The sequence below is a fragment of the Flavobacterium branchiophilum NBRC 15030 = ATCC 35035 genome (assembly GCF_002217205.1).
GTDB classification, from domain to species: Bacteria; Bacteroidota; Bacteroidia; order Flavobacteriales; family Flavobacteriaceae; genus Flavobacterium; species Flavobacterium branchiophilum.
Window position 1 is genome coordinate 1 of record NZ_MUGT01000156.1, and the last position, 15,030, is coordinate 15,030.

The following is a 15,030-nucleotide window of genomic DNA, read 5'->3' on the forward strand; positions in this document are numbered from 1 at the left end:
TCGGCAAGTTGGGTTAAAGCATTGTTTTTGTTCATTACACCTATTTTTTACATAAATAAATAAGGCTAATGCTAAATTTATACCAAATACTTGAATGAAATAGTCCAAAGATGCGACCCGAGTGATTGCAAACAGACAAATCAAGTTGTTTTTTTTAAATTCAAAAGAAAGGTTTGCATAGCCTGTACACTAGATTCAACTGATTCTGTCCTAAGGTTGTGTATTGAAAAAATGTGTAATTAATTTATACTCAAATAACAACTTTATAATGTATTATTACAAAAAAAACCGTTTGCCTTATAATAGACTAACGGTTTTTTTTATTACGATTTAATAATATTATCTGTTGATGGCATTTAATATATTTTCTAAACTTGGAGTTATCAAATCTGTAATAGGTTTTGAATACAGCCCAAAAAAGAATAATACAGCTACAATGATAACCAATACAAATGTTTCTAACCAACATACTTCTTGAAATACATGAGCATTTGTAGGACCTAACATTACATTCTGAAACATTTTCAACATATAATAGGCACCTAAAATAATGGTTAAACCACCAAAAATAGCATAGCCAATATTGACTTGAAAAAGAGCATACAAAACAGTAAATTCGCCAACAAAGTTAAAAGTTGAAGGAAGTGCTACTGAGGCCAAAACTAAAATCAAGAATAGAGAAGTGAACTTTGGTGCATGTACTCTAACGCCTCCCATGTCTGAAATAAGTCTGGTATTGTATCGTCTGTAAATAATTTCGGCAACAAAAAACAATCCAACTACAACAAAACCATGAGCAATCATTTGAAGGACAGCGCCTTTCAAACCATCTAAAGTTAAAGAATAAGCACCTGCCGCTATCAAGCCAACGTGTGCCAAAGAAGAATAGGCAAGTAATTTTTTTAAATCTTTTTGTCTAAGCGCTACTATTGAACCATAAATTGTTCCTATAATTCCTAAAATTAGCATCAATGTTACATGAAACTTTGCTGCATAAGGCACTATGGGCAATTGCCAGCGAATGACACTGTACAATCCCATTTTGAGCATGATTCCAGAGAGTAACATTGTTCCCACTGTTGGTGCTTTTTGATACACATTGGCCTGCCAAGTATGAAATGGAATAATTGGTATTTTAATGGCATAAGCCAAGAAAAAGGCAACAAAAATCCAAGCTTGTTCCTGTCCTGAAATATTGAGTTTGTACAAATCGTCTAGCATTAAACTACCAGCTTTTTGATATAAATATACAAATGCTATTAACATAAATAACGAACCAGCTAAAGTAAAAATAAAGAATTTTACTACTGCTTTTTTTCGCTCTTCAGCGTCGCCATTGCCCCAAAGTAAGGCTATAAAATAGATTGGTATCAAAGATAACTCCCAAAATACATAATACAAAAGTCCGTCTTGTGCTAAAAATGTACCTACCATTGCAAAAGCCATAAACAAGATCAAACTATAAAGAGACTTGGCATTTTCAAATTGATTTCCAAAACCTGATAATATAATGATTGGAGTTAATGCTGTTGTTAGTAAAACCATTGCTAATGACAAACCATCTGCTTTTAAGGCAAACGAAATATTGGGCTGAGCAATCCATTGTTGTATAAAATCAATATTTTGACCCGCAACAAATTGGTCTAGCAACATCAATGTGGCTACAAATGAAGTAACTCCAAAAAACAAAGCTATTTTGGAAGCCAGCTTATTTCCAGCAAAAAAAGTTGCCAATGCACCTACTAAAAGTATAATTAATATAATTGTGCTATTCATGATAATAAATTATTGAGCTAAAAATAAATATGAAACAATAATGCAGAAACCTAGTACAAATGCAAACAAATAAAATCCAATACTACCGTTGTGTAATTTTCTTCCTTGAGTACCTACTTGTTGTATTACTTTTCCAAATCCAAAAACAAAAGCTGCCAAGGCTGTTTCTATATGGTCTCTAAAAAATGTAGAAAGTACATTGATTGTTTTTACAAAAACAGCATTGTATAACTCATCTACATAATATTTATTGTAAACCGTTTTTGCAAATCCTTGCATTTGATTGTCTTCTAATGGAACAAACTGTTGTTTGATATATTTTGAATAGGCCCAACCAATACCCACTATTGCTCCTAATAATGCCACTCCCATCAAAATATATTCTTGATTTCCAAGAGCATGTTCATGAAGTTGTACTGCTAATATGGGTTCCATAAAATGATTCAACCAATTGCTCCCTGGCAAATTGATGGCTCCACCCACTGTTGCTAATCCTGCTAATACAACCAACGGTATGGTTATCAAACTGGGACTTTCGTGTAAATGGTGTTTTTGTTCCTCAGTACCTCTAAATTCTTGAAAGAAAGTAAGATACATCAATCTGAACATATAAAATGCGGTCATTATTGAAGCTACAGAGCCAATAATATATAATACTTTATTGTGTTCAAAGGCTATCATTAATATTTCGTCTTTGGACCAAAAACCTGCAAATGGAAAAATTCCAGCAATGGCTAAAGTTGCAATCATCATTGTAATAAAAGTGATAGGCATGGCTTTTCTTAAGCCACCCATTTTTCGCATATCTTGCTCGCCATGAAGGGCATGAATGACTGAACCTGAACCTAAAAACAAACAAGCTTTGAAAAAAGCGTGTGTGATAACATGGAAAACAGCTACATTATAAGCTCCAAGTCCTAATGCTACAAACATAAGCCCCAATTGAGAAACAGTAGAATATGCTAAAACTTTTTTAATATCATTTTGCAACAATCCTATGGAGGCAGCAACCAAGGCGGTAATCGCTCCTACAATTGCCATTACATTTTGAACATCAGGTGTTATTTCAAACAAAAAGTTCATTCTTGTTACCATAAAAATACCTGCTGTAACCATGGTGGCAGCATGAATTAAAGCCGAAACTGGCGTTGGGCCTGCCATTGCGTCTGGCAACCAAGTATAAAGGGGTAATTGAGCAGATTTTCCAGTTGCCCCAATAAATAAACATAATGAAGCAACAGATAATAAACTGATATTCAGATTTTTACCCCCCATGATGGCACTTTTCAAAGCTACAAAATCCAAAGTATTAAAAGTATAACCTAAAATAAAAATACCTATCAACAATCCTAAATCGCCAATTCTGTTCATGATAAATGCTTTTTTGGCAGCATCGTTATAGTCTTGATTTTGATGCCAAAAACCTATTAATAAATAAGAACACAATCCTACACCTTCCCAACCTATAAACATGACTAATAAATTACTACCAAGTACGAGTGTAATCATAAAGAAAACAAACAAATTTAAATAAGCGAAAAATTTGTAGCTATTTTCATCGTCGTGCATATAACTAATGGAATATAAATGTATCAATGTGCCAATTCCAGTTACAAAAAGCAACCATAAAATAGACAATTGGTCTAATAAAAATCCAAAGTTAATATTAAATTTACTGATTTGAATCCAATCAAAAAGTGGTATGACCGAAGCTTGTTTTGTAGTCAATATATTTCCAAAAAAATAACAACTAATTACAAAAGACAACAACACCGTTGCGGTTCCAATTGAACTAGCTATTGATTTTCCTGTTTTTTTTCCAAAGAAAATATTAATTAAAAACCCAACAAAAGGAGCTAATAATAAGACTAATGCTAAATTGATATTCATAATTATCCTTTTAAGTTTTTTAAATTTGATACATCTATAGAACCTAAATTTCTAAAAATAGAAACTAAAATGGCCAATCCTACTGCTACTTCGGCAGCGGCAACAGCCATAGAGAAAAACACAAAAATTTGTCCCTGTGCATCTTGATGGAAAGTTGAAAATGCTACAAACAATAAATTGACTGCATTGAGCATAATTTCGATAGACATAAATACAATAATGGCATTTCGTCTGTATAACACCCCAAAAATACCAATGCAAAAAAGTATGGCACACAAGAAAATGTAATTTTCTAAACCAACTTGACTAATAACATTATCCATTATTTTTCTAATTTTTCTTTTTTAGACAATAAAACTGTTCCAATCATGGCAACCAATAATAAAATTGAAGCATATTCAAATGGAACCATATATTCATTTAACAAAACTTTTCCCAGCACTTTAATTGATTGATAATCAAGCTCTGAAGGGTCATCATAACCAATAGAAGATTTTGAATGAATAAAAATAGCAATCAAAATTAAACAAGTAAGTCCAAAGAAAATCACGGCACCAAGTCGTGTTACACGTGGTTTATGCACTTCGTCTTCCTTATTCAAATTCATTAACATGATAGTAAACAAAAACAATATCATTATAGCCCCCGAATAAACTATAATATGTACAATTGCTAGAAATTGAGCATTGAGCAAAAGATAATGTCCTGCTACTGAAAAAAAACAAATTACCAAATATATGGCACTATGTATAGGGTTTTTGCTAAAAACCGACAAAAAAGCTGTCGATAATGTAATAGCAGCTAATATACAGAATATGATAAGAACAATAGACATTAGTTAGCGTTTTTAAGATTAGTATTTTGAATTGCCATTTCGAGCGGCATTACCAATTGATCTTTTCCAAAAATAAAATCTTCACGATGGTAATTAGCAGGCACTAATTCTTTTGATAATGTCAAATAGATGGCATCTTTTGGGCAAGCCTCTTCGCACAATCCACAAAAAATACATCTCAACATATTAATTTCATATATTTCAGCATATTTTTCTTCTCTGTACAAATGCTTTTCATCTGGTTTACGTTCGGCTGCTTTCATGGTAATGGCTTCTGCAGGACAAGATAATGCACACAAACCACAAGCCGTGCAATTTTCTCTACCTTGTTCATCTCGCTTGAGCATGTGTCTGCCTCTATATACAGGACTCATTTCTCGAACTTGCTCTGGATAATGAATGGTAACTTTGCGTTTGAACAAGTGTTTTAAGGTAATCATCAATCCTTTGACAATTGCTACTAAATACAGCCGCTCTACAAAAGTCATTTCCTTATTGGAAACTTGCTTTTTTCTGCCCGATAATGATATAGTTTCTATACTCATTTTCTTATATATTGATTTACTGTTTAAAAGTAATTGTTTGTTATTTAATTTATTTAAAATCCTAAATAGGCCATAATGTCATTTCTCAAAATAAAAATCCCTGTGATAACAATATTAACAATTGAAAGTGGAATAAGTATTTTCCAACCCAAATTCATCAATTGATCATATCTAAATCTTGGAATAGTCCATCGAACCCACATATAGAAAAAGATAAAAGCTGCAATTTTTATAAATAACACAAGGATACCTAAAGCATTTGCAAGATTTACACCTAATTTTTCGACGGCCAATGCCATTCCTGGATAGTTATATCCACCAAAAAATAATACTGCAATAATAGTTGATGAAATAAACATATTAGCATATTCTGCAAAAAGATAAAATCCCATTTTCATCGAGGAATATTCCGTATGGTACCCACCAATTAACTCGCTTTCACATTCTGCCAAATCAAATGGTGTACGATTGGTTTCGGCAAAAGCACAAATCAAAAAGATTAAAAAAGAGACAGGCTGGTAAATTACATTCCAATGCCACCCTGATTGTTGAGCAGAAATTTCTCTCAAACTTAACGTCCCTGTCATCATCAGTAAGGCAATCATCGACAATCCCATGGCAACTTCATACGATACCATTTGAGATGCGGCACGAACAGCACCCATCAACGAAAATTTATTATTAGATGCCCAACCACCAATCATGATGCCATATACACCCACAGACACTACACCAAAAATATAAAGCAAGGCTACATCAATATCAGTTGCTTGCAATATAATGTCTCTGCCAAACAAATGTAATTTGTCGCCCCACGGAATTACAGCACTTGTCATTAGGGCTGTACTCATGGCAATGGCTGGTCCAACGATAAACAAAAACCTGTTTGGAGTATCTGGAAAAAACTCTTCTTTTGAAAACAATTTTAGTCCGTCTGCCAAAGGTTGTAATAATCCCCACTTACCAGCTCTATTAGGGCCCACTCTGTCCTGAAGCCACGCTGCCACCTTACGCTCGGCCCAAGTAGAATACATGGCGGCAAGCATAGTAATGGCAAAAACAGCTACTATAATAATGCTTTTTTCTATAATAATTGTACTATCCATGGTTTATAAATTGCTTTTATTGTCATTTGATGGAATGGCCGACATACTGATTTTTTTACGATCGACATCTCTTCCTAAAAGTATATTTTTTTCTGTATCAATCGTAACTTTTTCTAACGGGCGTGTATAATTGTTTTGATTGATAACAGAATTTTTTTCAAATCGTCTTGGTCCTTCAATTGTCCAATCACTTACTTCTTTTTTCTCAAATCTACAAGTATTACAGATAAATTCTTCTACTTCATGATAAACATCTTTTCGACCTGTTACTCTTTGAATTTCGTTGCCAAACATCCAAACAGTAGTTTTGCCACAGCATTTGTCGCAATCACGATGGGCATTGAACGGTTTGTTAAACCAAACTCTTGATTTGAACCTAAAGGTTTTATCTGTCAAAGCACCAACAGGACATACATCAATCATATTTCCAGAAAATTCGTTGTCTATGGCACTAGAAATACATGTCGAAATTTGGGCATGATCGCCTCTATCCATCACACCATGAACCCTACCATCGGTAAGTTGATCTGCCACCATCACACAACGGTAGCACAAGATACATCTGTTTTTGTGCAATTGAATAAATGGTCCAATATCTTCTGGTTCAAAAGTTCTTTTTTCTTCAATAAAACGGGTTTCTGATTTTCCGTGATTGAAACTCAAGTTTTGCAAATCGCACTCTCCCGCTTGGTCGCAAACAGGACAATCCAAAGGATGGTTGATGAGCAAAAATTCCGAAACCGATTTTCGGGCTTCCTGCACTCTAGCCGACGATTTACTGTTTACTTCCATGCCATCCATAACGCCTGTAACGCAAGAGGCAACTAACTTTGGCATTGGTCTTGGATCGGCTTCACTACCTTTAGAAACCTCTACCAGACAGCAACGGCACTTGCCACCACTGCCTTTGAGTTTTGAATAATAGCACATTGCAGGTGGCACCACATCGCCACCAATCATTCTTGCAGCTTGCAAGATGGTTGTCCCTGGTTCTACGTCTATCGACTGTCCGTCTATTGTTACTTTCATAATTCAGCCTCCTAACCCCCAAAGGGGAATTTATGGGAAAATTTAATTATTAATAATTTTAAAAGCACACCAATTCCCCCTTTGGGGTAAGGGGCTTATACTGTTTGTTTTGCTACTAAATGTTTCACTTTTTCAAATGGCTCATTAACAAAATGATCTCTGTTTTTTACCTTTTCAGGAAAACGAATATGGTATTCAAATTCGTCTCTAAAATGTCTGATAGCTGCCGCTACTGGCCACGAAGCCGCATCGCCTAGTGGACAAATAGTGTTTCCTTCTATTTTGCTTTGAATACTCAAAAGCAAATCAATATCTTCTTCTCGGCCGTGTCCGTTTTCTATTCGGTGCAATACTTTTTCTAGCCAGCCTGTACCTTCTCGGCAAGGCGAACATTGTCCGCAAGATTCGTGATGGTAAAATCGTGAGAAATTCCAAGTGTTTCTAACCACGCAAGCGGTGTCGTCATATACAATAAACCCGCCAGAACCCAACATGGATCCTGTTGCAAACCCGCCATCGGACAAACTCTCGTAGGTCATCAATCGGTCTTCGCCTGCTGCTGTTTTGAAAATTAAATGAGCTGGCAAAATAGGTACCGAACTGCCTCCTGGCACAAAAGCTTTTAATGGTCTGTCAGAATACATTCCGCCAAGATACTCGTCGGAATTCATAAATTCATCTACCGAAAGCCCCAATTCTATTTCATATACGCCTGGATTTTTAATGTGTCCAGAAGCCGAAATCAACTTGGTTCCAGTAGAACGACCAATTCCAATTGTAGCATAATCTGCCCCCGAATTGTTTATAATCCAAGGCACTGTAGCAATAGTTTCTACATTGTTTACCACGGTTGGGTTAGACCAAAGCCCAGAAATTGCTGGAAAAGGTGGTTTAATACGAGGATTGCCTCGTTTGCCTTCTAACGATTCGATTAAAGCTGTTTCTTCTCCACAAATATAAGCTCCAGCCCCACAATGCACATGAAGTTCTAAATCAAAGCCTGTTCCTAAAATATTTTTACCTAACCATCCTGCAGCTTTTGCTTCGGCAATGGCTCGTTCTAATATTTTGAAAACCCACATATACTCACCTCGAATATAAATATACGAACGATTGGCTCCCAAGGCATAACTTGAGGTGATCATTCCTTCTATTAATAAGTGAGGAATATGTTCCATCAAAAAACGGTCTTTGAAAGTTCCTGGTTCAGACTCGTCAGCATTACATACTAAATGTCTTGGTTTTCCTGATTTTTTATCAATAAAACTCCATTTCATACCAGCAGGAAAACCTGCACCACCACGACCACGTAGCCCCGAAGTTTTTACTTCTTCAACTACTTCGTCTGGAGTTAATGTTTTTAAGGCTTTTTCCACAGAAGCATAACCCCCATTTTGGCGATATACTTCGTAGGTTTTGATACCCGGAACATTAATTTTGTCTAATAATATTTTCTTACTCATCAAATAAGTTTTCTTTAATAAAATTCACTAACTTTTCTAATTTTGGGCTGTCCTTAATATCAAAATTCCAAATCCCATCGTCAGAAAAATCATATTTGGTTAATCTATTATAATTCCAATTTTTATTTTGTCTAAAATTTTTGAACAAATCAATTTTTGAAAACAAAAAACCTTCTTTGGCTGGTATATTTAACTTGTTTTCGGTTTCATGATTTTCAAAACATTGTAACATATTGTTCCAACATCCATCAAAAAAATCAAATTTTTTATTAAAACATGTTTTAATTAAATCTTCAATTTCTCCTTCTGTTTCATCATTAAAAGGCAAAAGATAGGGTAGCAAATTTACACCCAAATCCAATGCAATTTTATTATATTCTTCTAAACGTTTTTTCCTTCCGCCTCCATTTTTTTCAAAATCTGTATCAAAAATTAATAAGTTTTTAGCATTATTATTTTTTCTTACAACATTTTTTAATTCTACTTGTTTTGATAAATTGTCTTTTCCATTGATAGCCATTACTACTTTTTGATCACTAATTTCAAAAAATCGTAACAAAATGGCATCTATAAAAATTTTATCTATTGCACCTTCAACAAATATCAAATTAAGATTTATATCCTTCATTTTTAATCTCTTAAACTTGAATTTGATAGTATTCCTGCTTCCATATTACTATAATCATAAGTAGAAGCATATATCTTATTTTTATATTCTTGAAGAGAAATTAATCTTGCTTCATTTTTTATGTTTACAATTTTCAACGCCTCCACATACGCTTCAATACACTCTTGCGAATGTGTTGTTGCAAATAACTGAATATCAAGCTCTTTGCAAACATTAAAAATATTTACCCAAAAATCTTTCATTTTAGAATAATGGATACCTATTTCAATTTCGTCTATTAAAATTCTTTTTCCTTTTAAAGACAAAGCTTTTAATGCTATATAAAATATTCTTTTAAATCCATCTCCAAGAAAATTCAATGGGACAAATTCGTCTTTATCATCAAAACTGATTAGAAAAACTGATTTTAAATCTTCATATTTTTCCCTTAATTCAACATCTACAATTTTTGTATTTACAACTTTTAAAATATCAATCAAGATTTGTTTTTCTCTTTTGGTTTTTAAATTTTCATAAATACTTCTCGATTCTATTTCTAATGGTGTGTCGTTGAAAGAGATTAATGGAAAATTTAAAATAGCATCATTATTTTTATAAATATTTAATAATAAGTCATTTATACGTATGAAATCGTTTTCAAAATCATTGTTACCAAAATTACTATCAACAACTGAAACAAGGATAAAATTATTGTTACATTGAAAAGATAAATCGTCAGAATTACTCCCTAACACATAATTTTTAAAATAATTTTCTTTTGGATAAATAGTTTCAGTTGTAGAAACATTACCCACTTTTTTGGTAACTTCCTCAATTTGAAATACTAAACCTCTTTTTTTTAAAGACAACCAAAAATTATCTAACAATTGTTGCCCATCTTCATCTACCAACAACGCCTCCAACAAACACGTTTTCCCAACATTATTATCGCCAACAATCAAATTGAATTGTCCAATATCGTTTACCTCAAGAGCATCAAATTTCTTGAAGTTTTCAACTTTGAAGTATGTCAAATGATTGTTTTCCATTTTTTTATTTATCGTGTAAAGTGATTTTTCCTTCTTTACAATCGGTAATTAATTGATCTATTTTTTCTTTTGTTAAATGTTCTTTATAATAATCGCCCAATTGCATCATGGGTGCATAGCCACAAGCTCCCAAACACTCTACGCCCACAACGCTAAAATAGCCATCTGCGGTAGTTTCGCCTAATTTGACTCCTAATTTTTCGCAAGTATAGTCCATCAAATCTTCCACTCCACGCTGACAACATGGCGAAGTTTGACAAAATTCAAACATATATTTCCCAACAGGTTTGGTGTTGAACATGGTATAAAAAGTAACTACTTCATATACTTCTACAGGTTGTATTTTAAGTATCTCGGCCACTTTGTCTTGCAATTCAAAGCTCAACCAATTGTCGTGTGCATCTTGAACTTCGTGCAAAACGGGTATCAAAGCCGATTTTGATTTGTCTTCGGGATAGTGGCTCAACAATTCGTTGATGCGATTCATCAGCGCATCGGTTATATTTATTTCTTGTTTGTAATGTGTTCTTTCCATTTTTTTTAATGCAAAATTAAAAATTTGTAGTGTCTCAAACCGATGTGTTATGCGTCTAATTCGCCCGCAATGACGTTCAAACTAGATAGTATCACAATGGCATCAGACAGCATTGCCCCTTTAATCATTTCGGGATATGCTTGGTAATATATAAAACAAGGCCGTCTAAAATGCAATCTATAAGGTGTTCTACTACCGTCTGTTACTAAATAAAAACCAATTTCGCCATTGCCACCTTCTACAGGATGGTAAATTTCGGCAACTGGTACTGGCACTTCTCCCATCACTATTTTGAAATGGTAAATCAAACCCTCCATCGTATTATAAACGTCTTCCTTTGGAGGCAAATAATAGTCGGGCACATTGGCATGATAAGGGCCTTCTGGCAATTTTGCCAAGGCTTGTTTGATAATGCTAATGCTTTCCCAAACTTCGGCATTACGAACACAAAAACGATCGTAAGTATCGCCAGATTTTCCAACAGGCACGCTAAATTCAAAATCTTCATAAGACGAATAAGGTTGAGCTACACGAACATCGTAATCTACACCTGCAGCACGTAAATTGGGTCCTGTAAAACCGTAAGCCATGGCTTTTTCGGCAGAAATGGCACCAACATTTACCGTTCTATCTATAAAAATTCTATTTCTTTCAAACAAGTTTTCAAATTCTTTCCAAGCAATTGGAAAATCTTTTAGGAATACTTCCAATTTTTGAAAAGCAGCCTCTGACCAATCTCTTTCAAATCCGCCAATTCTTCCCATGTTGGTTGTTAATCGGGCGCCACAAATCTCTTCATAAATTTCATATATTTTTTCTCTAAATTGAAAAACATACAAAAAACCTGTATAGGCACCAGTATCGACCCCAAGAATAGAATTGCAAATCAAATGATCGGCAATTCGTGCCAATTCCATAACAATAACCCTCAAATATTGGGCTCGTTTGGGTACTTCGATATCTAATAATTTTTCGAGTGTCATCCACCACCCCAAATTGTTGATTGGAGAGGAACAATAATTCATCCTATCGGTAAGAGGGGTAATTTGATAAAACGGACGGTTTTCGGCTATTTTTTCAAAAGCTCTATGGATGTAACCAATTGTTGGTTCGGCCTCCAAAATACGTTCACCGTCCATCAACAAAATATTTTGAAAAATACCATGTGTGGCGGGATGTGTTGGCCCCAGATTGAGAATAGAAAGTTCGCTTCCATCTTCGTTTAATCGTTCTTTTATAATTTTAGCATATCGATGCTCTGGTGGTAATAATAGTTCTGACATTTTAATTTTTATAAAAATTAAAAAAAAGGATAATTGATTGCATAATCAATTAACCATTTATTGTTGTTCGTCCAAAAAATCTATCGTCTTTATCGGTTCGTCCGCTGTCTTCCATTGGGAATTCTTTTCGCATTGGAAACGATATCATTTCATCCATATTCAAAATTCTTTTCAATTGTGGATGTCCTATAAATTGTATGCCAAAAAAATCATACGTTTCTCTTTCCATCCAGTTGGATGACAAGAAAATTTTTGAAATCGTTTTGATTTGCGGATTTTCGCCATTCAAATATACTTTTATTTTTATACGAGTATTTTCGTACCAGTTATGTAAATGATACACAACCGCAAATTGACGGTTGGTTTCGTTGTCTGGGTAATGTATGCCACACAAATCAGTTAAAAAATGAAAACGCAAGGTCTCGTCATTTTTTAGAAATAATATTACAGCTGTATTGACATCGTTTGACATCTCGAAAGAAAAAATATCTTTTTCTTGTTTGAAATCATACACTTTTGTATCAAAAGCAGCAGTTAATTTTTCTTGAATAGTTACAGTATCTAATGCCATCTTTGTTATTTGATATTATAAGAAGCCAATAATTCTTGGTACTCTGGCGAACTTCTGCGTCTAACGGATTCATTTTTTACAATTTCTTGCAATTTCATGACACCTTCTACAATTTGCTCTGGTCTTGGCGGACAACCTGGAACATATACATCTACTGGAATGACTTTATCTATGCCTTGTAGCACCGAGTATGTATCAAAAATACCGCCAGAAGAGGCACAAGCCCCAACGGCAATAACCCAACGAGGTTCGGACATTTGTTCGTAAACTTGGCGTAATATGGGAGCCATTTTTTTAGAAATGGTACCCATAACCATCAGCATATCTGCCTGACGTGGCGAAAAACTCACCCTTTCAGATCCAAAACGGGCCAAATCATAATGCGAGGCCATTGTGGCCATAAACTCGATACCGCAACAAGAGGTTGCAAAAGGCAAAGGCCATAAAGAGTTGGCACGAGCCAAGCCTACTACGTCATTTAACTTGGTAGCAAAAAATCCTTCGCCTACAACACCTTCTGGAGGTGCTACCATATTTATTTTTGAATCGCTCATTTGTTTTTACGACTTTAAATTTTAAAAAAAACTAAATCATTTTCAGCCAAGGGATTTATTCCCAAATCAAGGCTTTCTTTTTGATGATATAAAAAAATCCTACTAGCAACAAGGCCATAAAAATAATCATTTTTAGCATTCCTTCTAATCCTAATTCTTTAAAATTGATGGCCCAAGGATATAAAAATATTACCTCTACATCAAATAAAACAAACAAAATGGCAACCAAAAAATATTTGACCGAAAAAGGAATACGGGCATTACCCACAGATTCTATTCCACACTCAAAGTTTTTATCTTTAGTTTGTGAAGATCGTTTAGGTCCTAATTTGCCCGAAATGATGATTGTTCCAACAACAAAACCTACTGCTAAAACAAATTGCATTAAAATTGGTAAATAGTCTAATTGATTTGATGTCATGATAGTATAAATTGATTTGAAAATTAGTGCAAATATAAGTTTGAATTATTAAAAAACAATTAATAATGTTAATTTGATTTGGCTATTATTCTTAAAAAACAGTAATTTTTATTCATTCTAAATAAATATTGCATTTTTTAAACAAAAAAAACGTTCCGAAATTAATCGAAACGTTTTTATTTCATTCTGGTAACAAAAAAACTATAATTTTTTATATTTAGTCTTCAAGCACTGCTACTTGAGCAGCAACTTTACCTTTTCTTCCTTCTTCTTCAACATAACTCACTTTGTCGCCTTCACGAAGCTCTTCAGAGTTAATACCTGATGCGTGAACAAAAATGTCTTTTCCTGTTTCTGCATCTGTAATGAATCCGTAACCTTTTGATTCATTGAAAAATTTTACTGTACCTGTACGCATTGTAATTGTAATAATAATTTATAATGTTGCAAATGTAATCTTTAATGCAATACAAAATACAATATAGCCCATTTATTTTAGAAAATATTTGATTTTCAATACATTTATGATTTATTGTTTATATTGGCTCCATTCCATGAAGTGTTTGACAACGGTCGGGTAACATTTAATTGTAAAAATAAAATACATTTTTTTGTGTTTTTAAAGCATTTTTTTAATAAAATACTGTATTTGCATTCCAAATAATATGAGCTAAACAGTAGCATACATAGCCTTATTTTAGTCTAATAAAGTTATATAAAATTCTGTCTTTATAATATTTTTGCAATATATTGTTTTATATTAAATATAATTTTTTCTATTTTCAAAATTACTTATTGAAATGTAGTTACTAAATTCATTTAAAATCAATTTAAGAATAAAATACGATGAGATAAAAAACACAAAAAAAGCATTATTTTTTTTGTATCATTCATAGCAATATTGTCGGGGTTAAACAAGTTGTTATAAAGTATAATTCAATCCCAATAAACATGAACTAGTCATTTTATTTTAAAAAAACCAACCCCTATCAATAAAAAATACGCTTCACCTATTGGCGTAAAAAATATTAATCTCACTTTATACGTAATGTTATACCAAATATACATATAAAATAGTCCAATCTACTTGTTTTTTTTGCTAAAATGAGTCAAAAAAAATAGTTCCGTAGCCCAGCTATGCAACGATTTTTTTTGAAAATTTTTTCTAAAAAATAACTACGCATCTTTGGGCTATTTTATAAATATATTTGGTATAAAAAACCCCGACTTCTTTATGAAATCGGGGTTTTATTTTAATATTTAGTACTAAAATCTTACTACTAATATCTGTAATATTCTGGTTTGAAAGGGCCTTGAACCTCCACGCCAATATACGCTGCTTGCTCTGGACGAAGAGTTTCTAGTT

General features: G+C 33.4%; 17 protein-coding genes. All 17 read right to left on the bottom strand.

The genetic code is table 11. The features are described from left to right. Positions 1–339: 339 nt before the first annotated feature. Positions 340–1,776, bottom strand: coding sequence for a complex I subunit 4 family protein (locus tag B0A58_RS14390; protein WP_089081626.1), 1,437 nt, complete (start codon positions 1,774–1,776; stop codon positions 340–342). Positions 1,777–1,785: 9 nt separating this feature from the next. After that, complete coding sequence (gene nuoL, locus B0A58_RS14395; RefSeq protein ID WP_089081627.1) at positions 1,786–3,666, bottom strand: NADH-quinone oxidoreductase subunit L; 1,881 nt, start codon at positions 3,664–3,666, stop codon at positions 1,786–1,788. Between the two features lie 2 nt (positions 3,667–3,668). After that, entirely contained in the window at positions 3,669–3,989 is a 321-nt protein-coding gene (gene nuoK, locus B0A58_RS14400; protein ID WP_089081628.1) for an NADH-quinone oxidoreductase subunit NuoK, read from the bottom strand. Beyond that, a complete protein-coding gene (locus tag B0A58_RS14405) occupies positions 3,989–4,501 on the bottom strand; it encodes an NADH-quinone oxidoreductase subunit J family protein (RefSeq protein WP_089081629.1) in 513 nt (170 codons plus the stop codon). The genes nuoK and B0A58_RS14405 overlap by 1 nt, the downstream gene beginning before the upstream one ends. Then, positions 4,501–5,046, bottom strand: coding sequence for a NuoI/complex I 23 kDa subunit family protein (locus B0A58_RS14410; RefSeq protein WP_089081630.1), 546 nt, complete (start codon positions 5,044–5,046; stop codon positions 4,501–4,503). The genes B0A58_RS14405 and B0A58_RS14410 overlap by 1 nt, the downstream gene beginning before the upstream one ends. A gap of 53 nt (positions 5,047–5,099) precedes the next feature. After that, a complete protein-coding gene (gene nuoH / locus B0A58_RS14415) occupies positions 5,100–6,152 on the bottom strand; it encodes an NADH-quinone oxidoreductase subunit NuoH (RefSeq protein WP_089081631.1) in 1,053 nt (350 codons plus the stop codon). 3 nt (positions 6,153–6,155) lie between these two features. Beyond that, entirely contained in the window at positions 6,156–7,181 is a 1,026-nt protein-coding gene (locus B0A58_RS14420; protein ID WP_014083217.1) for a 2Fe-2S iron-sulfur cluster-binding protein, read from the bottom strand. Between the two features lie 95 nt (positions 7,182–7,276). Then, positions 7,277–8,644, bottom strand: coding sequence for an NADH-quinone oxidoreductase subunit NuoF (gene nuoF, locus B0A58_RS14425; RefSeq protein WP_089081632.1), 1,368 nt, complete (start codon positions 8,642–8,644; stop codon positions 7,277–7,279). Next, positions 8,637–9,272, bottom strand: coding sequence for a hypothetical protein (locus tag B0A58_RS14430; protein ID WP_089081633.1), 636 nt, complete (start codon positions 9,270–9,272; stop codon positions 8,637–8,639). The genes nuoF and B0A58_RS14430 overlap by 8 nt, the downstream gene beginning before the upstream one ends. 2 nt (positions 9,273–9,274) lie before the next feature. Beyond that, positions 9,275–10,300 (bottom strand): AAA family ATPase, encoded by a 1,026-nt coding sequence (locus B0A58_RS14435; protein ID WP_089081634.1) that lies wholly within the window; start codon positions 10,298–10,300, stop codon positions 9,275–9,277. Between the two features lie 4 nt (positions 10,301–10,304). Then, entirely contained in the window at positions 10,305–10,835 is a 531-nt protein-coding gene (locus B0A58_RS14440) for an NADH-quinone oxidoreductase subunit NuoE family protein (protein WP_089081635.1), read from the bottom strand. A 47-nt stretch (positions 10,836–10,882) separates the two neighbouring features. Next, a complete protein-coding gene (locus tag B0A58_RS14445; protein ID WP_014083222.1) occupies positions 10,883–12,118 on the bottom strand; it encodes an NADH-quinone oxidoreductase subunit D in 1,236 nt (411 codons plus the stop codon). A gap of 49 nt (positions 12,119–12,167) precedes the next feature. Beyond that, positions 12,168–12,689 (bottom strand): NADH-quinone oxidoreductase subunit C, encoded by a 522-nt coding sequence (locus B0A58_RS14450; RefSeq protein WP_014083223.1) that lies wholly within the window; start codon positions 12,687–12,689, stop codon positions 12,168–12,170. Positions 12,690–12,694: 5 nt separating this feature from the next. Then, positions 12,695–13,243: an NADH-quinone oxidoreductase subunit B gene (locus B0A58_RS14455; RefSeq protein WP_014083224.1), complete on the bottom strand. Its 549-nt coding sequence runs from the start codon at positions 13,241–13,243 to the stop codon at positions 12,695–12,697. Between the two features lie 55 nt (positions 13,244–13,298). Further along, the gene (locus tag B0A58_RS14460; RefSeq protein ID WP_014083225.1) at positions 13,299–13,664 is read right to left on the bottom strand and encodes an NADH-quinone oxidoreductase subunit A; all 366 of its coding nucleotides are present in this window, start codon (positions 13,662–13,664) and stop codon (positions 13,299–13,301) included. A 217-nt stretch (positions 13,665–13,881) separates the two neighbouring features. Continuing rightward, on the bottom strand, positions 13,882–14,082 hold the full coding sequence (locus B0A58_RS14465) for a cold-shock protein (RefSeq protein ID WP_014083226.1): 201 nt from the start codon (positions 14,080–14,082) through the stop codon (positions 13,882–13,884). Between the two features lie 862 nt (positions 14,083–14,944). Further along, on the bottom strand, positions 14,945–15,030 hold an 86-nt coding region (locus B0A58_RS16300; RefSeq protein ID WP_133063152.1), incomplete at its 5' end, for an adenosylhomocysteinase.